Annotated in this window: 25 protein-coding genes; 16 read left to right on the top strand and 9 right to left on the bottom strand. The window is 67.6% G+C overall.

From position 1 onward, the window contains the following. Positions 1-22 precede the first annotated feature (22 nt). From BM013_RS02190 to smpB, 5 genes are all read right to left on the bottom strand, one after another. Positions 23-418, bottom strand: a complete 396-nt coding sequence (locus BM013_RS02190; protein ID WP_093122225.1) for a COG4315 family predicted lipoprotein — start codon at positions 416-418, stop codon at positions 23-25. A 90-nt stretch (positions 419-508) separates the two neighbouring features. Continuing rightward, positions 509-1,354 carry an anti-sigma factor family protein gene (locus tag BM013_RS02185; RefSeq protein ID WP_093122223.1) on the bottom strand — a complete coding sequence of 282 codons (846 nt, stop codon included), beginning with the start codon at positions 1,352-1,354 and terminating at the stop codon, positions 509-511. A gap of 13 nt (positions 1,355-1,367) precedes the next feature. Further along, positions 1,368-1,883 carry an RNA polymerase sigma factor gene (locus BM013_RS02180; protein WP_093122221.1) on the bottom strand — a complete coding sequence of 172 codons (516 nt, stop codon included), beginning with the start codon at positions 1,881-1,883 and terminating at the stop codon, positions 1,368-1,370. A 50-nt stretch (positions 1,884-1,933) separates the two neighbouring features. Then, positions 1,934-2,314, bottom strand: coding sequence for a COG4315 family predicted lipoprotein (locus BM013_RS02175; protein WP_093122218.1), 381 nt, complete (start codon positions 2,312-2,314; stop codon positions 1,934-1,936). 97 nt (positions 2,315-2,411) lie between these two features. Next, entirely contained in the window at positions 2,412-2,888 is a 477-nt protein-coding gene (smpB, locus tag BM013_RS02170; protein ID WP_093122216.1) for an SsrA-binding protein SmpB, read from the bottom strand. A 63-nt stretch (positions 2,889-2,951) separates the two neighbouring features. Between smpB and BM013_RS02165 the strand changes: the two genes are divergently transcribed. Together BM013_RS02165 and BM013_RS02160 are read left to right on the top strand one after the other, a co-directional pair. Then, positions 2,952-3,398 carry a type II toxin-antitoxin system RatA family toxin gene (locus tag BM013_RS02165; protein ID WP_093122213.1) on the top strand — a complete coding sequence of 149 codons (447 nt, stop codon included), beginning with the start codon at positions 2,952-2,954 and terminating at the stop codon, positions 3,396-3,398. Then, positions 3,398-3,733, top strand: a complete 336-nt coding sequence (locus BM013_RS02160; protein WP_093122210.1) for an RnfH family protein — start codon at positions 3,398-3,400, stop codon at positions 3,731-3,733. Before BM013_RS02165 ends, BM013_RS02160 begins: the two co-directional genes overlap by 1 nt. A 21-nt stretch (positions 3,734-3,754) precedes the next feature. Here BM013_RS02160 and BM013_RS02155 read toward each other — a convergent pair whose 3' ends face one another. Continuing rightward, positions 3,755-4,270 carry a DUF4124 domain-containing protein gene (locus BM013_RS02155; protein WP_093122207.1) on the bottom strand — a complete coding sequence of 172 codons (516 nt, stop codon included), beginning with the start codon at positions 4,268-4,270 and terminating at the stop codon, positions 3,755-3,757. Between the two features lie 128 nt (positions 4,271-4,398). Here BM013_RS02155 and guaB point away from each other — a divergent pair, with 128 nt between their 5' ends. From guaB to BM013_RS02130, 5 genes are all read left to right on the top strand, one after another. Continuing rightward, on the top strand, positions 4,399-5,868 hold the full coding sequence (gene guaB, locus BM013_RS02150) for an IMP dehydrogenase (RefSeq protein ID WP_093122204.1): 1,470 nt from the start codon (positions 4,399-4,401) through the stop codon (positions 5,866-5,868). 175 nt (positions 5,869-6,043) lie between these two features. Next, positions 6,044-6,292, top strand: a complete 249-nt coding sequence (locus tag BM013_RS02145) for a type II toxin-antitoxin system Phd/YefM family antitoxin (protein ID WP_093122201.1) — start codon at positions 6,044-6,046, stop codon at positions 6,290-6,292. Next, positions 6,289-6,723 (top strand): type II toxin-antitoxin system VapC family toxin, encoded by a 435-nt coding sequence (locus BM013_RS02140; RefSeq protein WP_177206486.1) that lies wholly within the window; start codon positions 6,289-6,291, stop codon positions 6,721-6,723. The genes BM013_RS02145 and BM013_RS02140 overlap by 4 nt, the downstream gene beginning before the upstream one ends. 11 nt (positions 6,724-6,734) lie before the next feature. Then, a complete protein-coding gene (guaA, locus tag BM013_RS02135) occupies positions 6,735-8,351 on the top strand; it encodes a glutamine-hydrolyzing GMP synthase (RefSeq protein WP_093122199.1) in 1,617 nt (538 codons plus the stop codon). Between the two features lie 357 nt (positions 8,352-8,708). Beyond that, on the top strand, positions 8,709-9,338 hold the full coding sequence (locus BM013_RS02130; protein WP_093122196.1) for a nitroreductase family protein: 630 nt from the start codon (positions 8,709-8,711) through the stop codon (positions 9,336-9,338). 37 nt (positions 9,339-9,375) lie between these two features. Here BM013_RS02130 and BM013_RS02125 read toward each other — a convergent pair whose 3' ends face one another. Continuing rightward, entirely contained in the window at positions 9,376-9,984 is a 609-nt protein-coding gene (locus BM013_RS02125) for a porin family protein (protein WP_177225406.1), read from the bottom strand. A 323-nt stretch (positions 9,985-10,307) separates the two neighbouring features. Here BM013_RS02125 and BM013_RS02120 point away from each other — a divergent pair, with 323 nt between their 5' ends. Both BM013_RS02120 and BM013_RS02115 read left to right on the top strand, forming a co-directional pair. Continuing rightward, positions 10,308-10,829: a 2'-5' RNA ligase family protein gene (locus tag BM013_RS02120; RefSeq protein ID WP_256221356.1), complete on the top strand. Its 522-nt coding sequence runs from the start codon at positions 10,308-10,310 to the stop codon at positions 10,827-10,829. A gap of 1 nt (position 10,830) precedes the next feature. After that, positions 10,831-11,364 (top strand): endonuclease V, encoded by a 534-nt coding sequence (locus BM013_RS02115; RefSeq protein ID WP_218153627.1) that lies wholly within the window; start codon positions 10,831-10,833, stop codon positions 11,362-11,364. Here the strand turns inward: BM013_RS02115 and BM013_RS02110 are convergent. After that, positions 11,361-12,275 (bottom strand): LysR family transcriptional regulator, encoded by a 915-nt coding sequence (locus BM013_RS02110; RefSeq protein ID WP_093122189.1) that lies wholly within the window; start codon positions 12,273-12,275, stop codon positions 11,361-11,363. The genes BM013_RS02115 and BM013_RS02110 overlap by 4 nt on opposite strands. Before the next feature lie 135 nt (positions 12,276-12,410). Here BM013_RS02110 and BM013_RS02105 point away from each other — a divergent pair, with 135 nt between their 5' ends. The 7 genes from BM013_RS02105 (at position 12,411) to BM013_RS02075 (ending at position 17,498) form a co-directional block, all read left to right on the top strand. Continuing rightward, entirely contained in the window at positions 12,411-13,400 is a 990-nt protein-coding gene (locus BM013_RS02105) for a 2Fe-2S iron-sulfur cluster-binding protein (protein WP_093122187.1), read from the top strand. Between the two features lie 54 nt (positions 13,401-13,454). Then, the gene (locus BM013_RS02100) at positions 13,455-14,720 is read left to right on the top strand and encodes an aromatic ring-hydroxylating dioxygenase subunit alpha (RefSeq protein ID WP_093122185.1); all 1,266 of its coding nucleotides are present in this window, start codon (positions 13,455-13,457) and stop codon (positions 14,718-14,720) included. Next, positions 14,717-15,199: an aromatic-ring-hydroxylating dioxygenase subunit beta gene (locus BM013_RS02095; protein WP_093122183.1), complete on the top strand. Its 483-nt coding sequence runs from the start codon at positions 14,717-14,719 to the stop codon at positions 15,197-15,199. The genes BM013_RS02100 and BM013_RS02095 overlap by 4 nt, the downstream gene beginning before the upstream one ends. Before the next feature lie 15 nt (positions 15,200-15,214). Beyond that, the gene (locus BM013_RS02090; protein ID WP_093122181.1) at positions 15,215-15,583 is read left to right on the top strand and encodes a chorismate mutase; all 369 of its coding nucleotides are present in this window, start codon (positions 15,215-15,217) and stop codon (positions 15,581-15,583) included. Continuing rightward, positions 15,580-16,566, top strand: a complete 987-nt coding sequence (locus BM013_RS02085; protein WP_093122179.1) for a Bug family tripartite tricarboxylate transporter substrate binding protein — start codon at positions 15,580-15,582, stop codon at positions 16,564-16,566. Before BM013_RS02090 ends, BM013_RS02085 begins: the two co-directional genes overlap by 4 nt. Positions 16,567-16,589: 23 nt before the next feature. Further along, a complete protein-coding gene (locus BM013_RS02080) occupies positions 16,590-16,910 on the top strand; it encodes a non-heme iron oxygenase ferredoxin subunit (protein ID WP_093122176.1) in 321 nt (106 codons plus the stop codon). A 96-nt stretch (positions 16,911-17,006) separates the two neighbouring features. Beyond that, a complete protein-coding gene (locus BM013_RS02075; protein ID WP_093122173.1) occupies positions 17,007-17,498 on the top strand; it encodes a RidA family protein in 492 nt (163 codons plus the stop codon). Here the strand turns inward: BM013_RS02075 and BM013_RS02070 are convergent. After that, complete coding sequence (locus BM013_RS02070; protein WP_093122171.1) at positions 17,495-18,595, bottom strand: DUF72 domain-containing protein; 1,101 nt, start codon at positions 18,593-18,595, stop codon at positions 17,495-17,497. The two genes, BM013_RS02075 and BM013_RS02070, sit on opposite strands and share 4 nt — an antisense overlap. Positions 18,596-18,615: the final 20 nt, after the last annotated feature.

Here is an 18,615-nt window from a genome sequence, read left to right as displayed (position 1 = left end):
GGACCCGGATCAGGCGCACGGATCAGGGACGGGCAACCTTCCAGGCGCCGTTGGCCACGCCGTCGCCGGTCTTGTCACCGGGCTTGGCATCCTTGGCCCAGAAGTACAGCGGCCAGCCCTTGTAGGCCCATTGGCGCTTGCCGTCTTCGCGAATGATGATGGTGTAGCCGCCGATGGGCTTGGCGGTGTCGGCCACGCCGAGCGCCGGCCAGTTGGCCGCGCACTGGGCGACGCAGGCGGAGGTGCCGGCACCGGCCGTGTCCTTGGCGAAGGTGTACAGCGTCATGCCGTTCGGGCCGACCAGCACGCCGTCGGCGGTGCGGGTGGGCGTGTCGGGCGTGCTGGCGGTCTTGTTGGACATGCCGCCGCAGCCGGCAAGCAGGGCCGCCGCGAGGATCGAGGCGCTGAGCAATTTCATGCAGTTTCTCCTTCAGTTGAAAAATCGCGAAGACAAGCCCGGTGACGGGCCGGGCCGTGTGAATGCGCGAGCCGGCAGTTTATGCGTTCATCAAGACAAATCGCGGTAGGCCAGCGTCGCAAGTTTGAGCAGAACTTCTCGCGGCAGCTTGCCCGCGAGGGCGTAGCCGAAGCCCTGGTCGACCCAGTAGAAGCTGGGCACCGGGCCTTCGGAGGCGAAGCGGAAGGCGGTTTCGCGCGCGGCCGTGGCACCGGCGGCACCGGTGGCCCCAGCGGCGCCGGCGTCCAGCGTGCCGATGTAGAGCGTGACGCGCTCGCCCGCCGCATCCTCGAACATGAACTGGGCGCGCGCGCCGCTCTCGCCGGGCAGCAGGCGGCCGCCGACCAGGGTGTAGCCCTGGGTGGAAAGGTCGGGCACCTTCAGGGTGCGGTCCAGGCGCTTGGAAAGCCATTGCACCAGGTGCTGCTGCTCGGCCGCCGCCACCTCGACCGGGTGCCGCTTCTCGGGCGCGTAGACGGCGTGCGCGACCGAGGCGTCGTGCACGAACTCGCGCACCGCCGGCGCCCTGGCCAACTGGGCGCCGCCACGCGCGGCCGGCCCCTGGGACCATTGCGCATTGCCAAGCCAGCCTGCCGCGAATGCGACCAGCAGGCCGGCCGCCATGCCGCCCCAGCGCAGCCAGGAGACACGCTGCGCCTGCCTCGGCTGGTGGCGCTCCAGGGCGCCCATCAAGGCGTCGGGAACCGGCTCGTCGAGCAGCTCGCCGTGCAGCCGGCGCAAGGCGTCGCGCTGCGTGTGCCACGCGGCGATCTTCGCGGCCACGGCGAGGTCGTGGGCGATGGCGTGCTCGACCGCGCCATGACGCTCGGCGGGCAACTGGCCGTCGACCCAGGCGTGCAGCTCGTCGTCGGTGGGGGGCGGGGCGGGGCGGTTCATGGTGCGGCGGGTTTCATTTGAGGCGGCGCAGGCCGGGGCGAACGGGGGCGGCGGCCCCATCCATCAGTTCCTGCAGCCGGACGCGGGCGCGCGACAGGCGCGACATGACCGTGCCGGCCGGAATGCCGAGCACCTTCGCCACCTCGGCATACGACAGGTCCTCGAGCGTCACGAGGAGCAGCACGGCGCGCTGCTCCTCGGGCAATTGCATCAGGCAGCGCTGCAGGTCGAGCTGCGTGCCCTGGTCGCGGCCCGGGTCGACGCCGCCCTGCAGCTCTTGCGGCACGTCGTCCAGCGCCACCACCGCATGCGGCGGCGGGGTGCGGCGCACCTGGCTCGCGAAGATGTTGTGCATCACCGTGAAGAGCCACGCGCGCAGGTCGCTGCCCACCACCCACAGGCGCCACTTGCTGCAGGCGCGCTCGAGCGTGTCCTGCACCAGGTCGTCGGCCGCCCACGCATTGCCCGTGAGCGCCCGCGCGTAGCGGCGCAGGCTCGGGATGTGCTCGACCAGCAGGCGGGCGTCCATGGGTGGGTGTGGGCGGGTCGGATCGTGGGGGCGGTCTGTGGAACTGCCGATCAGGGCTTGGCGGTCTTCCAGACGCTGTTGACGCCGTCGCCGGTCTTGTCGCCGGGCTTGGTGTCCTTGGCCCAGTAGTACAGCGGCCAGCCCTTGGCGGCCCATTGCTTCTTGCCGTCGTCGCGGGTGAAGATGGTGAAGTCACCGCTCGGCTTGTCGGCATCGGCGGCCATGAACGGCGGCCAGTTGGTGGCGCAGCCGCCGTTGCAGGCCGACTTGCCGCTGCCGGCCGCGTCCTTGTCGAAGGTGTAGAGCGTCATGCCGTTCGGGCCCACCAGCGCGCCGTCGGCGGGCTTGGGCTGGGCGAAGGCGGGGAGTGCGAGCAGGGCGCTCAGCAGGACGCTCGGAATGAGGACGGAAGAAGCACGCGAAGGCGACATGGAAAGACTCCTGGGTTGTGGCGACACCGGTTCGTTCGGTGACAACCGCACAAACGCCTGCAAGCCGTCTTTTATTCCATCGCCCGCAAAAAAAGAATCAGCGGCTGCGGCTCTTCATGGCGCGCTCGACCTCGCGCTTGCCTTCGCGGTCCTTGATGGTGTCGCGCTTGTCGTGCTCGGCCTTGCCCTTGGCCAGCGCAATCTCGCACTTCACCTTGCCGGCCTTCCAGTGCAGGTTGAGCGGCACCAGCGTGTAGCCCTTTTGCTCGACCTTGCCGACCAGCCGGCGGATCTCTTCCTTGTGCAGCAGCAGCTTCTTGGTGCGGATCGAATCGGGGTTGACGTGGGTCGACGCGCTCTTGAGCGGGTTGATCTGCAGACCCACGACGAACAGCTCGCCGTTGCGGATCACCACGTAGCCGTCGGTGAGCTGGACCTTGCCTTCGCGCAGCGATTTGACTTCCCAGCCCTCGAGGACCAGGCCGGCTTCGAAGCGTTCTTCGAAGAAGTAGTTGTAGGCGGCCTTCTTGTTGTCGGCGATGCGGGAGGAGGTATCTTGTTTCTTTGTGGCCATGACTCAGGAATGTTGGGGCTGCATGGCTTCAATACAATCCGTCGCGCACGCTGTGCCGATTCTATGAAAACAGTCAACAAGTCCGTCCTCATCTGGTACAGCGCTGAAGAGATGTATGCGCTGGTCACCGATGTGGCCAAGTATCCGCAGTTTCTTCCCTGGTGCGACAAGTCGCGCGTCATCGAGCAGGACGAGGCCGGCATGACCGCCGAAGTCGGCCTGTCCTTCGCCGGATTGCACCAGAGCTTCACCACCCGCAACACCCATGTCCCCGGGCGCGAGGTGCACCTCAAGCTCGTCGACGGGCCGTTCTCCAACCTCGACGGCAAGTGGAAGTTCACGCCCGTGGGCGAAGCGGGCGAGCGCGCCTGCCGCGTTGAGCTGCACCTGAGCTACGGCTTCAGCAACTTCGCCTTGCAGGCGCTCGTGGGGCCGGTGTTCGACACCATCGCCTCCAGCCTGGTCGAGGCCTTCGTCAAGCGCGCCGAGCAGGTCTACGGCAGTTCCTGATGATCGAGGTCACGCTGAACTGCTCGCCCGCGGCACGCGAGGTGTTCGAGCAGGTGTTGCAGCTCGCGCCCGACGCCACGCTGGTCGATGCCGTGAAGGCGAGCGGGCTTTCGCAGAGATTTCCGGAACTGGACTGGCGTCACGCGCTGACGCCGGGCATCTGGGGCAGGGCGGTCGAGTGGGAGCAGTCGCTGAAGGACGGTGACCGCATCGAACTGTGCCGGCCGCTCACGGTCGATCCGAAGGTGGCGCGCCGGGAGCGCTTCCAGCGCCAAGGCGCGCGCGGCACGGGGCTTTTTGCCACGCAGCGCAAGGGCGGCAAGGCGGGTTACTGAACCCGGCTTGCTGGCGCAGGATTACTTGCAGTCGCTGTTGATGACGGTCTGAAGACGCGCCTGCTCCGCGGCGCGGGCGGCATCATCCAGGATTTCGCGTTCGCCCTGCGCATTGACCCTGCCGACGCGGGCGCCGCTGTCGATCGTGGCCTTGCCCTGGCGGGCCAGCACGCAGTTGTCTGCCTTGGCCTTGGCGATCCTGGTGGCTTCGGCGGCCTGCTTGGCCTTTTCATCAGCTTCGGCCTTCTTGGTTTTCTCCTCGAGTTCCTTGTCGACGCCGGTGGGCTTGGGGGCCGCCGGCGTTTCGGCTGCGCCTTCCGCTGGCGGCGGTGGCGCATCGACGTTCAGGTTCACTGTTGGGCGCGCCTTGGGGGGCGGCCCGATGCGGCGCAGGATGTTCTTCTCGGGAACATCGGGGGGCGGCGCCTGGTCGCTGAAGACCTTCTTGCCGTTCTTGTCGAGCCATTGCCATTGGGCGCTGGCCGACAGCGGCAGCGCAACGACACATCCCAGTACCAGCCAGTGCACGATTTTCATCCCCGAAGTTTAGCCGGGCCTTACTTTTAGCAACATCCACATTGGGTGGTTTTGCAACGCTCGGAAAAAGCCCGCGCCAGCAAAGCACCCAAGGCCCTCGTTACAATCCGTCTTTTGGAGCTTCACCCATGCGCCTTCTTGGCAAAGCGCTCACCTTCGACGACGTGTTGTTGGTGCCAGCGTTCTCACAGGTCCTGCCCAAGGACACTTCCCTCGCCACCAGATTCTCCCGAAACATCACGCTGAACCTGCCGCTCGTCTCGGCGGCCATGGACACCGTGACTGAAGCCCGCCTCGCGATCGCCATCGCGCAGGAAGGCGGTATCGGGATCGTTCACAAGAACCTCACCGCGCAAGAGCAGGCCGCCCAGGTGGCCCGGGTGAAGCGCTATGAGTCGGGCGTTCTGCGCGACCCGGTGGTGATCACGCCGACGCACTCGGTGCGCCAGGTGATGGCACTGTCGGACCAGCTCGGCATCTCGGGCTTCCCGGTGATCGACGGCGGCAAGGTGGTCGGCATCGTCACGGGGCGCGACCTGCGCTTCGAGAACCGCTACGACGTGCCCGTCAGCGAAATCATGACGCAGCGCGACCGGCTCATCACCGTGCCCGACGGCACCACGCTGGCCGAAGCCAAGGCGCTGCTGAACAAGCACAAGCTCGAGCGCCTGCTGGTCATCAACGGCGACTGGGAGCTCAAGGGCCTCATCACCGTCAAGGACATCACCAAGCAGACCAGCTTCCCCAACGCCGCACGCGACGCCAACGGCCGCCTGCGCGTGGGCGCTGCAGTGGGCGTGGGTGACGGCACCGAAGAGCGCGTCGAAGCCCTGGTCAAGGCCGGCGTCGACGCCATCGTGGTCGACACCGCGCACGGCCACAGCGCCGGCGTGATCGAGCGCGTGCGCTGGGTCAAGAAGAACTATCCGCAGGTCGACGTCATCGGCGGCAACATCGCCACCGGCGACGCCGCGCGCGCACTGGCCGACGCCGGTGCCGACGCGGTCAAGGTCGGCATCGGCCCTGGCTCCATCTGCACCACCCGCATCGTGGCCGGCGTGGGCGTGCCGCAGATCATGGCGGTCGACAGCGTCGCCACCGCCTTGCAAGGCACCGGCATTCCGCTGATCTCCGACGGCGGCGTGCGCTACTCGGGCGACATCGCCAAGGCCATCGCGGCCGGGGCCAGCACCGTGATGATGGGCAGCATGTTCGCGGGCACCGAAGAGGCGCCGGGCGAAATCGTGCTGTACCAGGGCCGCAGCTACAAGAGCTACCGCGGCATGGGCTCCATCGGCGCGATGCAGCAGGGCAGCGCCGACCGGTACTTCCAGGAGTCGACCACCGGCAACCCGAACACCGACAAGCTCGTGCCCGAAGGCATCGAAGGCCGCGTGCCCTACAAGGGCTCGATCGTCTCGATCGTCTACCAGATGGCCGGCGGCGTGCGCGCCAGCATGGGCTACTGCGGCTGCGCCACCATCGCGGACATGCAGATAAAGGCCGAGTTCGTCGAGATCACCACGGCCGGTATCCGTGAGAGCCACGTCCACGACGTGCAGATCACGAAGGAAGCGCCAAACTACCGCGCGGAGTGATGTAAGCCCGCACGCGCCCCCGCTGCGTGTGGGGCGCTGCCCCCCAAGGGGGCCAAGGGGGCCGCAAGCCGCCTTGGGGCGGCTCAGCGGCGGCCTGACCCCATTTTGGCCAGACCTTGAAAGTCAGGCCAGACTGGGATTAGAATTTGGGCCAGATTCAATTTTTCTGGCCCAAATGCAATCCATCGGCATCGCTGAAGCCAAGAACAACTTCTCGGCCCTGATCGACCTGGTCGAAAAGGGCGAGGAGGTTCGCATCACCCGCCACGGCAAGGAAGTCGTGCGCATGCTGCCGGTGCGCCGCAAGCCGGTCATCACCGACGAGCAGATCCAGCGCGAGCTCGGCCAGATCGACGCGCTGCACGCCACCATCCAGCCCGGCTTGTCCCTGAGCGCCTTGCGCGACGAAGGGCGCCAGCCATGACGGCCTTCGTCATGGACGCCTCGGTCACCGCCGCCTGGCTGCTGCCCGACATGGCCAGCGAACACACCCGCAAGCTCTACGCCGCCATCCGCCGCGACGAGGTCGAGCCGCAGGCGCCCAATGCCTGGCAGTGGGAATGCACCAACATCCTCGCCAACGGCGTGCGCAGCGGCCGCATCCCGTCTTCGGCCGTCGAAGGCCTGTGGAGCGTGCTCGACGCCATCCGCCACCGTGTCGAGTTGCACGATCTCGCCCCCGCGCAGCACAAGGCCGTGCTGGCCGTGGCCATCGACGCGGGCGTGTCCCAGTACGACGCGGGCTACCTCTGGCTCGCAAAATCGCTCAACCTTCCGCTCGCCACCTTCGACGAGCGACTCATCCAGGCTGCGCCGCAAGCAGGCGTCAGGCTGCTCGACATTTCAACGCTCTGAGTCCCAACGCCATGCAACACGACAAGATCCTCATCCTCGACTTCGGCTCGCAAGTCACCCAGCTGATCGCACGCCGCGTGCGCGAAGCCCATGTGCTGAGCGAAGTGCACCCCTGCGATGTCACCGACGAATGGGTGCGCGAATACGCCGCCGACGGCCACCTGAAGGGCGTGATCCTTTCGGGCAGCCACGCCAGCGTGTACGAGGAAACCACCGACAAGTGCCCGCAGGCCGTGTTCGACCTCGGCGTGCCTGTGCTGGGCATCTGCTACGGCATGCAGACCATGGCGCACCAGTTGGGCGGCAAGGTCGAGGGCGGCCACAAGCGCGAGTTCGGCTTTGCGGCCGTGCGCGCCCACGGCCACACCGCGCTGCTGAAGGACATCGCCGACTTCACCACGCCCGAAGGCCACGGCATGCTGAACGTGTGGATGAGCCACGGCGACAAGGTCACCGAGCTGCCGCCCGGCTTCAAGCTCATGGCCAGCACCGACAGCTGTCCCATTGCCGGCATGGCCGACGAGGCGCGCCGCTACTACGGCGTGCAGTTCCACCCCGAAGTCACGCACACCGTGCAGGGCAAGGCGCTGATCGAACGCTTCGTGCTGGGCATCTGCGAATCGAAGCCCGACTGGGTCATGCGCGACCACATCGCCGAGGCCGTGCAGAAGATCCGCGAGCAGGTGGGTGACGAAGAAGTCATCCTGGGCCTGTCGGGCGGTGTCGATTCGAGCGTGGCTGCCGCGCTCATCCACCGCGCCATCGGCGACCAGCTGACCTGCGTGTTCGTCGACCACGGCCTGCTGCGCCTGAACGAGGGCGACCTGGTCATGGAGATGTTCGAGGGCAAGCTCAATGCGAAGGTGATTCGCGTCGACGCCAGCGACCTGTTCCTCGGCAAGCTCGCCGGCGTGAGCGACCCCGAAGCCAAGCGCAAGATCATCGGCGGCGAATTCGTCACCGTGTTCAAGCAGGAAGCAGCGAAGCTCAAGGCCGGCGACGGCGGCCACAAGGGCGCGACCTTCCTGGCACAAGGCACCATCTATCCGGACGTCATCGAGTCCGGCGGTGCCAAGAGCAAGAAGGCCGTCACCATCAAGAGCCACCACAACGTGGGCGGCCTGCCCGAGCAGCTCGGCCTGAAGCTGCTCGAACCGCTGCGCGACCTGTTCAAGGACGAAGTGCGCGAACTCGGCGTGGCGCTGGGCCTGCCGCCCGAGATGGTGTACCGCCACCCGTTCCCCGGCCCGGGCCTGGGCGTGCGCATCCTCGGCGAAGTGAAGAAGGAATACGCCGACCTGCTGCGCCGCGCCGACGCGATCTTCATCGAGGAGCTGCGCAACTTCAAGGACGAGAGCGGCAAGACCTGGTACGACCTCACGAGCCAGGCCTTCACCGTGTTCCTGCCCGTGAAGAGCGTGGGCGTGATGGGCGACGGCCGCACCTACGACTACGTGGTGGCACTGCGCGCCGTGCAGACCAGCGACTTCATGACCGCCGACTGGGCCGAGCTGCCGTACGCGCTGCTCAAGAAGGTGTCGGGCCGGATCATCAATGAAGTGCGCGGCATCAATCGCGTGACCTACGACGTCTCGAGCAAGCCGCCGGCGACGATCGAGTGGGAGTGAGTTGAAGCACGGGCACGGCACGCCGCCGTGCCCTGGGCGCAGGATCATTTCGATGCGCACCGGGCGTTGTTGAAAACGCGGCCGCACAACGCAGGCACAACGCAGGCACAACGCACGCCAGAAGCCAGTAGAACGCCGCTGAACACGGTCGACTTACACGCACCGCGCGCGTGGGCAATGCCCCATCGCATACGATGACCGCTGTTCGTCGCCCTGTCGAACGATGGTGCACCGGCCTCGCTCAGCGCATATGCCGGATGCCAGCCACCTCGCATCAGCGAGCCAGCCCGCCACTGAAACCTTCGCAGCGCCTGCCATCTGTCGTGGGGCGGCCTTCTCATTTCGAAGGACGCTGACATGCACCCGGATATTTCTACACTTCGTTCCCAGCAGCGCCAGGCCCTGGGCTTGTTGCTGGAGCGCCATTCGCCGTGGCCGCTGACCGAGCCCGCGCCGTCCGCGCAAGAACTCGACCTCGTGTTCCAGGCCGCACTGCGCGCGCCCGACCACGGGCAACTGCAGCCGTGGCGCTTCGTCGTCATCCGCGGCGACGCGCGCCTGGCCTTGGGCAATGTCTTTGCGCGGGCCGCGCAGCTGCGCGATCCGCTGGACGACGGCGAGCGCTTTCGCGGCAAGGCGATGGCCGCGCCCGTGCTCATCGCCATCTGCGCGCGCGTGCAGGCGCCGCACAAGGTGCCCGAGTCGGAACAGGTGCTGGCCGTCGGCGCCGCCGCCATGAACATGCTCAACGCGCTGCACCTGCTGGGCTACGGCGGCTTCTGGGCCACGGGGCTCAACAGCTACGACCGCCATGTGCAAAAGGCGCTGGGACTGCAGGACGCGGACCGCCTGCTGGGCTTTCTCTACGCCGGCACGCCGAAGGAGGCGACGCGCGCGCCCGAGCGCCACGCGCCGCCGGCCTTCGTGCGCGAGTGGACCGGCGAATCGGCCGCGCACGACATCGCGGAAACGGCAGCCGCGCGATAGGCGCGTCAGGCCGGCGCTAGCGCTGGCGCGGTGCGGCCTAGAAGCTCGCCTTCAGGCCCACCGTCAGCATCCCGCCCTTGGCCTGCTTGGACAGCTTGCCGAAGTAGTCGTAGTCCGCGGTGATCGACAGGCTCTGCGTCACGCGGTACTCCGCGCCAAAGCCCGCCATGACGCCCGTCGAACTGCCCGAGATGCGCTGGTTGCCCGGCACCCAGTTGTCGCCGCCCGAAATGCGCCCGCGCGACACGCCGAGGCGGCCGTTGATCGCGAACGCGTCGCCCAGCGGCAGCCGCGCGGTGGCCGCGGCATAGAGGGCCTGGCCCGAGCCGCCTTGCAGCCGCGCGTACCCGCCGACGGACGACCACTGGCTCACGCGGCCCAGGCGCGCGTAGCCGGCTTCCACGCCGAAGTTTTCCGTCAACCGGTAGCCGCCGTACAGCTTGTAGGCCGTGCCGGCCTTGCTGCTTTTCTCGCCGCCCCACGGCACGGGAGCGCGGTTGGACGACGAGAGACTGAAGCTCGAGCGGCCGATGGCGCCGCCCACGTAGATGCCGGTGTCGGCGTTGGGGCCGGCGGCGTGCGCGCCGATGGCGGCGGTGCCGAGCAGCAGGGCCGCGAAAACGGAAAGGGCATGCGAATGCGTCAAGGTGAATTTCCTGGTTGGAGCTGTTGAGATCGTTGCGACCGGCAACCGGCTGTCTGGCCGGCCACCGCCGTGCGACGATTCTCGAAATCCAATCTGAAGAAGAGCTTGGCGCTTGCTGAAGAGCGCATGAAGCGCGCCTTCGATGGGCGATGATCGGGGCAATGCCAGAACAGCTTTTTCTTCCCGGAATCGATCCCCCGCCGCGGCCACTGCCGCGCTCCCGCAGCAAGGTGCTTCGCAAGGAACCACCGCCGCACACACTCTTTCTCGCGCTGGTTCCTCACACCCCGGACGCCACCGCGATCGCCGCGCTCGGCGAGCGCATGAACTCGCAACACGCACTGAAAGGCACGCTGGTCGAGGCGCATCGACTGCACGTCACGTTGTTCGACCTCGGCGGCCACGCGCAGGTGCCGGCCAGCCTGGTGGCGCAGGCTTCGACCGCCGCCGCCTCTGTGCCCGTGCCCGCCTTCGACATCGTCTTCGAGAAAGCCATGAGCTTCGCGAAGGGTGCGCTGGTGCTGTGCGCCGAAGACGAGCAGAACGTTTCCGCGCTCAGGTCGTTCAGGCAGCGACTGGGCGAGGCGCTGGCCGACGCCGGCCTGAAGCCCCCGCGTTCGTTCACGCCGCACATGACCGTCGCCTATGCGCGGCGCAAGCTCGAGAAACATGCGCTCGAAGCGCCGGTGCGGTGGACCGCGGGCTCGCTCGTGCTCATCGACAGCCATGTCGGCGAGGGCGTGCACGAGGTGCTGGGCCGCTGGCCCGATGCGCCCGATGCGCCCAACTTGCCGCCCGACTTGCCCGACTTGTCCCCCGAGCGTCTCGGCACAACAGGGGCCTGACATGGACGCGCCGCTGCTGGTCTGCCTCGACGTGGATTACCGCGCCGACGTGGCCGTGGCGGCGGGCATCTGGTTTCGCGGTTGGACCGCGGAAATTGAAGAAGCGCAGGCCGTCGCCGGCTTCAGCGGCGTGGCCGCGTACGAGCCCGGCGAGTTCTATCGCCGCGAGTTGCCGTGCCTGCGCGGCGTGCTGCGCGACGGTCCGCAGGCGGACATCGTCATCGTCGACGGCTATGTGTCGCTGGGGCAGGGCCATCCGGGCCTGGGCGCGTACCTGCACGAGGCACTCGCACGCAAGGTGCCCGTGGTCGGCGTCGCCAAGACGGCCTACCGCAGCGCGACCGACGCCGTCGAGGTGCGGCGCGGGCAGAGCGGCTCACCGCTGTTCGTGACGGCCATCGGCATCGAAGTGGCGCTGGCCGCGCAAGAAGTGCAGCGCATGCACGGCACGTACCGCGTGCCGACCTTGCTGCGCGCGGTCGACCAGCTTGCGCGCCACGCGGCAATGCCGGATCAGGTCAGGCCGGCCATCTAGTCCCCATCCGCGAAGTTGTCGAACAGCAATCCGCGCAGCCACTGGTTGCCCGGATCTCGGTGCGCCTTCGCATGCCAGAACAGGTTGATGGCAATCTGCGGCAGCGCGACCGGGTGAGGGCGCCACACCAGCCCGAAGGGCTCGGCGATGCTCTGCGCCAGCCGCTCGGGCACGGTCGCGATCATGCCGCTCGATCGCAGGATGTGGCCGATGGCCACGAAGTGCGGCACCTTGAGCCGGATGCGCCGCTGGATGCCCTGCGCCGCCATCACGTCGTCGGCCTTGCCGTGGCCCGTGCCGGCCGCCTGCACCTGCACGTGGTCGGCCGCGCCGAAGTCCTTGAGCGACACGCTGCGCTTGCGCGCCAGCGGGTGCTCCTTCGAGAAAAGGCACACATAGCGCTGCAGGAACAGCCGGCGCTGGAACACGCCCGCCTTCAGTTGCGGCAGCAGGCCGATGGCGATGTCGACATGGCCGGCTTCCAGCTCGTCGCGCAGGTGGGTGGCGGTGTTGTTGCGCAGCGTGCTGATGGTCACGCCAGGCGCCGCGACGGACAGCGCCTCCATGAGCCGCGGCGTGAAGTAGATCTCGCCGATGTCGGTCATGGCCAGCGTGAAGCTGCGCGTGCTCGTGGCGGGGTCGAACACCACCTGCTGGTTGAGGGCGGTGTGCAGCGCGCCCATGGCATAGGCCACCGGCTCGGCCAGCTGCAGCGCGAAGGGCGTGGGCTCCATGCCGCGCGCGGTGCGCAGGAACAGCTCGTCGCTCAGCAGCTTGCGCAGCCGCGCCAGCGCGTTGCTGATGGCGGGCTGCGACAGGCCCAGCGATTCGGCCACGGCCGACACGCGCTTCTCGGCCAGCATGCGGTCGAACACCAGCAGCAGGTTGAGGTCGATGTCCTTGAGTTGCATGGCTTGCCCTTGTACCTTTATTCACGGCAGTGATGAAGAGGATTCACCAAATTCTATTGGTCAATCGGCACGCGCCGCGCATCATCGCCCCCAAGAGACAAGCCGGTCATGACACCGGCGCAAGAGAGCCCCCCGATGGACCTGCACATACACCCCCTTTCCCGCACCCTCGAGGTCCGCCCCGGCGCGAACCTGCTCGAGGTGCTGCGCGAGCATCACGTGCCCGTGTCGTACAGCTGCATGTCGGGCCGCTGCGGCACCTGCCGTTGCAAGGTGGTGTCGGGCCAGGTGCTCGATGCCGGGCAGGACGCGATCCGCCCCGACGGGCAGGGCGAGCGCTATGTGCTGGCCTGCCAGGCCACGCTGACCGAAAGTTGCGCCATCGAGATCCCCGAGCCCGACGAGGTCGTGGTGCATCCGGCGCGCATTCTCAAGGCGAGCGTGACCGGCATCGACGAGCTGACCCACGACATCCGCCGCCTGCGCCTCAAGCCCAACAAGCCGCTGGAGTTTTCGCCGGGCCAGTACGCGCAGCTGCAGTTCGCGCCCGACCTGGCGCGGCCTTACTCGATGGCGGGCCTGAGCCGCGACGCGGAGCTCGAATTCCATGTGCGCCGGGTGCCTGGCGGGCGCGTGACCGCGCACATCTTCGAGCAGCTTCGCATCGGCGATTCGGTGCGCGTGAGCGGCCCGCTGGGCACCGCCTACCTGCGCACGAAGCACCGCGGGCCGATGCTGTGCGCGGCCGGTGGCACGGGGCTCGCCCCGATCCTGTCGATCGTGCGCGGTGCCATCGCGGCCGGGCTCACGCAACCCATCCACCTCTACCTGGGCGTGCGCTCGGACGCCGACGTCTACGGCCTGGCCGAACTGCGCGAACTGCAGGCGCTGCACCCGGGCCTGAACGTGCACGTGGTGGTCGTCACCGGCCCGGCGCGCGACAAGCAGCGCGTGGGCCTCATCACCGACGCCATCCGCGCCGACTGGCCGGGCAACCTCGACGGCTGGCGCGCCTACCTGTGCGGCTCGCCGCCGATGGTGGAGGCCGTCACGCAGCTGGTGCGGGGCAGGGGCCTTGCACCCGAACAGACGCATGCCGACGCCTTCTACCTGCAAGGCACCTGAGGCCAAGAGATTCGACGACAGAACGACAGAACGACAGAAAAAAGGAGACCCGCGATGACCACGCAAGCCGTGTTCCCCATCGAGCTGAAATGGGAGAGCGACAAGAGCAGCCGCATTCCCTTCATGGCCTACACCGACGAGACGCTGCACAAGAAGGAGCTGCAGCGCTTCTTCTATGAAAAGCACTGGTGCTACGTCGGCCTGGAAGCCGAGATCCCCAACCCGGGCGACTTCAAGCGCACCGCCATCGGCGAGCGCTCGGTCGTCATGTCGCGCGACCAGGAAGGCGTGATCCACGTCTTCGAGAACGTCTGCGCGCACCGCGGCATGCAGTTCTGCCGCGAGCGGCACGGCAACCGCAAGGAGTTCGTGTGCCCCTACCACCAGTGGAACTACACGCTCAAGGGCGACTTGCAGGGCGTGCCGTTTCGCCGCGGCGTGAAGCAGGACGGCAAGGTCAACGGCGGCATGCCGGCCGACTTCAAGACCGAGGACCACGGCCTCACCAAGCTCAAGGTGGCGTCGCGCGGCGGCGTGGTGTTCGCGTCGTTCGACCATGAGATCGAGTCGCTCGAAGACTTCCTCGGGCCGGACATCCTGCATTACTTCGACCGCCTGTTCGACGGCCGCAAGCTCACCATCCTGGGCTACAGCCGCCAGCGCATTCCGGGCAACTGGAAGCTCATGCAGGAGAACATCAAGGACCCGTACCACCCGGGCCTGCTGCACACCTGGTTCGTCACCTTCGGGCTCTGGCGCGCCGACAACAAGTCGCAGCTGAAGATGGACGCGCACGGGCGCCACGCCGCGATGATCTCCACGCGCGGCACCGGCGGCAAGGCCGCACAAGTCGCTCAGGTCACGCAAGTGTCGAGCTTCAAGGAGAGCATGCAGCTGAAGGACCCGCGCTTCCTCGACATCGTGCCCGAGGAATGGTGGAAGGGCCCTACGGCGGTGCTGATGACGCTGTTCCCGAGCCTGATCCTGCAGCAGCAGGTCAACAGCGTGTCGACCCGGCACATCCAGCCGGTGGGCCACGACGCCTTCGATTTCGTGTGGACGCATTTCGGCTTCGAGGAAGACACCGAGGAAATGACCCAGCGCCGCCTGCGCCAGGCCAACCTGTTCGGGCCGGCGGGCTTCGTGTCGGCCGACGACGGCGAGGTCATCGAGTTCTCGCAACAGGGCTTCGAGCAGAAGCCCTTCCACCGCACGCTGGCCGAGCTGGGCGGGCGCGAGGTCGAGAACACCGACCACATGGTGACCGAGACGCTCATTCGCGGCATGTACCGCTACTGGCGCGAGGTGATGGAAGCATGAAGACCCTCGACGCCAACGCCTACCTCGAGCTGTCGCGCCTTTACGCGGCCTATGCGCACGCGGTCGATTCGGGCAACTGGGAGCTGTGGCCCACGTTCTTCATCGAGCAATGCAGCTACCGGCTGCAGCCGCGCGAGAACCACGAGCGCAACCTGCCGCTGGCCACGCTCTCGTTCGAGAGCCGGGGCATGCTGGAAGATCGGGTCTACGGCATCAAGGAGACGCTGTTCCACGACCCGTACTACCAGCGCCACGTGGTCGGCCTGCCGCTGGTGCACCAGGTCGACGACAACGGCACGGTGCACAGCGAGGCCAACTACGCGGTGTTCCGGACCAAGCTAGACGGTCCTTCGACCGTGTTCAACGTGGGCCGCTACATCGACACCGTGGTGCCGACGCCCGAAGGCCTGAAGTTCGCCACGCGCCTGTGCGTGTTCGACAGCGAGATGATCCCGAACTCCATCATTTACCCCATCTGACATCCGACCAGAGCCATGCAAGAAAAAGAACCAGAGACACACGGCGCGCCGCTGCGCCGCTTCACCGACCCGGCCTACGTGCCGCTGTGCGACAACCTTGCCGGGGTGCGCGAGAACATCGACAGGCTCGACCGCCAGATCGTCGCGCTGCTGGCCGAGCGCGGCCGCTACGTGAAGGACGCGGCGCGTTTCAAGCGTGACGCCTTCCAGGTGTCGGCGCCGCAGCGCCAGCAGGAAGTGATCGACAAGGTGAAGGCGCTGGCCCGGAAGGAGGGCGCCTACCCCGAGGTGGTCGAGGCCGCCTACCGCGCGCTCATCGCGGGTTTCATCGCGCGCGAGCAGCAGGACCATCTGGGCATGGCCGATGTGGAGGTGAAGCCATGACGTTCGCTCGCCTCGCAAGCCTCGCAAGCCACGCATTGGCCCTCACCGCAACCGCCATGGCGGTTGCCGCCCAGGCGCAGGAATGGCCGCAACGCCCGATCCGCATCGTGGTGCCGTTCGCGGCCGGCTCGTCGCCCGACATCCTCGCGCGCATCGTCAACGACAAGCTCGCCGCGCGCATCGGCCAGCCGCTGATCGTCGACAACAAGCCCGGCGCGGGCGGCAACACCGGCACCGACCAGGTCTCCAAGGCGCAGCCCGACGGCTACACCTTCCTGCTGTCGGTGAACGCGCCGCTGGTCTACAACACCATCCTCTACAAGAACCTGCCGTACGACCCGTTCAAGGACCTCGTACCGGTGTCGCTCGCGGCCACCACGCCCAACGTGTGCGCGGTGTCGAATTCGATGAACGTCGACTCGGTGAAGGGCTGGCTCGACGCGATGAAGCGCAACCCGGGCAAGTTCAACTTTGCCTCGACCGGCAATGGCTCGATCTCGCACCTGGGCGTGGAACTGGTCAAGCTCAAGACCAATTCCTTCGCGGTGCACATTCCGTATGCGTCGTCGGGCCAGGCGGTCACGGCCATCATCCAGGGTGACGTGCAGTACGCCTGCCTGCCGCCGGTCACGGTGATGCCGCAGGCCAAGGCGGGCCGGCTGAAGGCGCTGGCCGTGACCTCGGCCGAACGCTCGGCGCTGCTGCCCGACCTGCCGACGCTGCGCGAGTCGGGCCTGCCCGACATCCAGGCCGTGCCGTGGTTCGCCTACATGGCGCCCAAGGGCACGCCGCCCGAGATCGTGCAGCGCATGAGCCGCGAGATTGCCGCGGCGCTGAAGGAGCCCGAGACGCTCAAGCGGCTGCAGACCGCGTACTTCGACCCCGTGGGCAGCACGCCCGAGGCGCTGAGCAAGTTCATGGGCGAGGAACTGCGCCGCTGGAAACCCGTGATCGAGCGCGCCGGCATCAAGCCCGACAACTGAACCCCACGAGCAAGGACACAAGAATGAGCACGATGACCTGGGTCGACGCCGCGGCGGTCGACGACGTTCCCTCCGACGACGTGGTGGGCATCGAGGTGCAGGGGCGCGACATTGCGCTGTACGGCACCGACGATGGCATCCACGCCACCGACAACATCTGCACGCACGGCCATGCGCGGCTGTGCGACGGTTTTCTCGAGGGCCATGAAATCGAATGCCCGCTGCACCAGGGCCGCTTCGACGTGCGCACGGGCAAGGCCATGTGCGCGCCGCTCACGGAAGACCTGCGCAGCTACCCGGTGAAGATCGAAGGCGGGCGGGTGTTCCTGGCGTTCGAGGGCTGATCTGTTCCGGCTCCGATCGGGGTGGTCTGTATCTGTTCTGCCTTGGACGGGCTGGCGACAATGCGTGTTCACCAGCCCTCGTTTGACGGAACAGCCATGACAGAAAAGACCCGAGACCAGATCGCCGACCAGATTGCCGCCGAGCTCGGCCACAGCTTCGACGGCGAGATCATTGCCGGCGGTCACTACGTGCCGCTCGTGCGCGACGGCCGCACGGTCTACCTCAGCGGCCAGGTGCCGCGCGTGGGTACCACGGTGGTCGTTACCGGGCGCGTGGGCGATGCGGTGTCGCTCGACAAGGCACGCGAAGGCGCGCAGATCTGCACCTTGCGCAGCCTCACGCTGCTGCGCCGCGCGCTCGGCTCGCTCGACGCGGTCGAGAAGGTGTTGCGCGTGGGCGTGTTCGTGCAGTGCACGGCCGACTTCACGCAGCAAAGCGAAGTGGCCGACGCGGCCTCCGACCTGCTGCACCGCGTGTTCGGCGAGGCCGGCGTGCACGTGCGCACGGCGGTGGGCGTGTATCAGTTGCCGAAGAACGCGACGGTCGAGGTCGAGATGACCGTGGCCGCCAAGCAGAACGTCGCCTAGGCAGCCGTCAGGCCGGACAGGCCGGCCAGGCAGGTGAGATCGCGCGCAAGCTGCGCGATCGTCAGCGGCGCGCAGCCTTCGGCGTTGTTGCTCACGGTGACGAAGGCGTTCTGGCCCGCGCGCGTGGTGCCCGCGATCACCTTGGCCAGCGCGGCACGCGTTTCAGGATCGGGGTCGACGATCTTGTCGAACGGGCCGTAGAGCTTTTCCGCATCCTCGTAGCCGAAGCGGCCGTGGCGCCGGTGCAGGTTCCAGCGGCACACCAGCGGCCCGGGCCACAGCGCGCGCAGCATCGGCAACTGCGCTTCGATGGGCGGCATCTTGGCGTGCAGGCCCATGCAGAAAGTGGCGCCCACGCTGCGCAGCATCTCGGCGAAGGCGGGGTTGAGCAACTGCGGGTCGCGCACCTCGACGGCGACGACGGCATCGGGCGCAGCGTGCTTCAGGTCGGGCAGCGCCTCGATCATGTTGGCGATGCGCGCGAGCAGCGCGGGCTGGTCGGCCAGGAGGTGCCCCGGAATCGGGCTCAGCTGGAACACCAGCACGCCGATGCGGTCGCCCAGGCCTTCGAGCGCCGGCAGCACGAACTCCTGCCGCGCGATCTCGGGGCTCAGGAACACGGGGTTGGCCTGCATGCCGCGGCCGCTCTCGTCGCGCACGGTGGCGTCGGTCACGAGGCTCGGGGCCTTCACCACGAAGCGGAAGTCGCCGGGCACCATGGCCGCATAGCGCGCGTACTGGCTCGCGGTGAGGGCGCGGTAGAAGTTGCGGTCCAGGCTCACGGTGCGAAACAGCGGGTGCTTCGCGAGCGCCGAAAGCCCGTTCTTCGACAGCACGCTCTCGGCGTATTCGCCGTCCCACACCAGGTCGGCCCAGCCGGGGTAGCTCCACGACGAGGTGCCCAGCCGCAGGTGGGGCGGCAGGGCGGCGGCGAGTTCGGCCAGTGCCGGGTCGGTGGGCGCGGGCTCGACGATGCCGGTGCGCGATTTCTTCCTTGCGGGCGGCTCGTCGGCCTGCGCCTTGGCGGGCGCAACGGCGGCGGACGCCTCTTCGGGCGGCGGCAGATCGGGAAAAAGAGAGTCCTGTACTTCGGCCATGTCTGGGGCCGCATTCTCGG

This window comes from Variovorax sp. OK605 (assembly GCF_900115445.1).
Classification (GTDB): domain Bacteria; phylum Pseudomonadota; class Gammaproteobacteria; order Burkholderiales; family Burkholderiaceae_C; genus Variovorax.
The sequence above is the reverse complement of the archived record's forward strand: the minus strand, read 5'-3'. Positions and strand labels throughout refer to the sequence as shown.

Coding starts and splice junctions, on each gene's coding strand:
- BM013_RS02130 (WP_093122196.1), top strand. CDS start 8,709: ATGCACCCGGATATTTCTACACTTCGTTCCCAGCAGCGCCAGGCCCTG.
- guaB (WP_093122204.1), top strand. CDS start 4,399: ATGCGCCTTCTTGGCAAAGCGCTCACCTTCGACGACGTGTTGTTGGTG.
- BM013_RS02180 (WP_093122221.1), bottom strand. CDS start 1,883: ATGGACGCCCGCCTGCTGGTCGAGCACATCCCGAGCCTGCGCCGCTAC.
- BM013_RS02155 (WP_093122207.1), bottom strand. CDS start 4,270: ATGAAAATCGTGCACTGGCTGGTACTGGGATGTGTCGTTGCGCTGCCG.
- smpB (WP_093122216.1), bottom strand. CDS start 2,888: ATGGCCACAAAGAAACAAGATACCTCCTCCCGCATCGCCGACAACAAG.
- BM013_RS02145 (WP_093122201.1), top strand. CDS start 6,044: ATGCAATCCATCGGCATCGCTGAAGCCAAGAACAACTTCTCGGCCCTG.
- BM013_RS02110 (WP_093122189.1), bottom strand. CDS start 12,275: ATGCAACTCAAGGACATCGACCTCAACCTGCTGCTGGTGTTCGACCGC.
- BM013_RS02105 (WP_093122187.1), top strand. CDS start 12,411: ATGGACCTGCACATACACCCCCTTTCCCGCACCCTCGAGGTCCGCCCC.
- BM013_RS02175 (WP_093122218.1), bottom strand. CDS start 2,314: ATGTCGCCTTCGCGTGCTTCTTCCGTCCTCATTCCGAGCGTCCTGCTG.
- BM013_RS02165 (WP_093122213.1), top strand. CDS start 2,952: ATGAAAACAGTCAACAAGTCCGTCCTCATCTGGTACAGCGCTGAAGAG.
- BM013_RS02080 (WP_093122176.1), top strand. CDS start 16,590: ATGAGCACGATGACCTGGGTCGACGCCGCGGCGGTCGACGACGTTCCC.
- BM013_RS02095 (WP_093122183.1), top strand. CDS start 14,717: ATGAAGACCCTCGACGCCAACGCCTACCTCGAGCTGTCGCGCCTTTAC.
- BM013_RS02070 (WP_093122171.1), bottom strand. CDS start 18,595: ATGGCCGAAGTACAGGACTCTCTTTTTCCCGATCTGCCGCCGCCCGAA.
- BM013_RS02190 (WP_093122225.1), bottom strand. CDS start 418: ATGAAATTGCTCAGCGCCTCGATCCTCGCGGCGGCCCTGCTTGCCGGC.
- BM013_RS02100 (WP_093122185.1), top strand. CDS start 13,455: ATGACCACGCAAGCCGTGTTCCCCATCGAGCTGAAATGGGAGAGCGAC.
- BM013_RS02115 (WP_218153627.1), top strand. CDS start 10,831: ATGGACGCGCCGCTGCTGGTCTGCCTCGACGTGGATTACCGCGCCGAC.
- BM013_RS02140 (WP_177206486.1), top strand. CDS start 6,289: ATGACGGCCTTCGTCATGGACGCCTCGGTCACCGCCGCCTGGCTGCTG.
- BM013_RS02185 (WP_093122223.1), bottom strand. CDS start 1,354: ATGAACCGCCCCGCCCCGCCCCCCACCGACGACGAGCTGCACGCCTGG.
- BM013_RS02160 (WP_093122210.1), top strand. CDS start 3,398: ATGATCGAGGTCACGCTGAACTGCTCGCCCGCGGCACGCGAGGTGTTC.
- BM013_RS02120 (WP_256221356.1), top strand. CDS start 10,308: ATGAACTCGCAACACGCACTGAAAGGCACGCTGGTCGAGGCGCATCGA.
- guaA (WP_093122199.1), top strand. CDS start 6,735: ATGCAACACGACAAGATCCTCATCCTCGACTTCGGCTCGCAAGTCACC.
- BM013_RS02090 (WP_093122181.1), top strand. CDS start 15,215: ATGCAAGAAAAAGAACCAGAGACACACGGCGCGCCGCTGCGCCGCTTC.
- BM013_RS02085 (WP_093122179.1), top strand. CDS start 15,580: ATGACGTTCGCTCGCCTCGCAAGCCTCGCAAGCCACGCATTGGCCCTC.
- BM013_RS02075 (WP_093122173.1), top strand. CDS start 17,007: ATGACAGAAAAGACCCGAGACCAGATCGCCGACCAGATTGCCGCCGAG.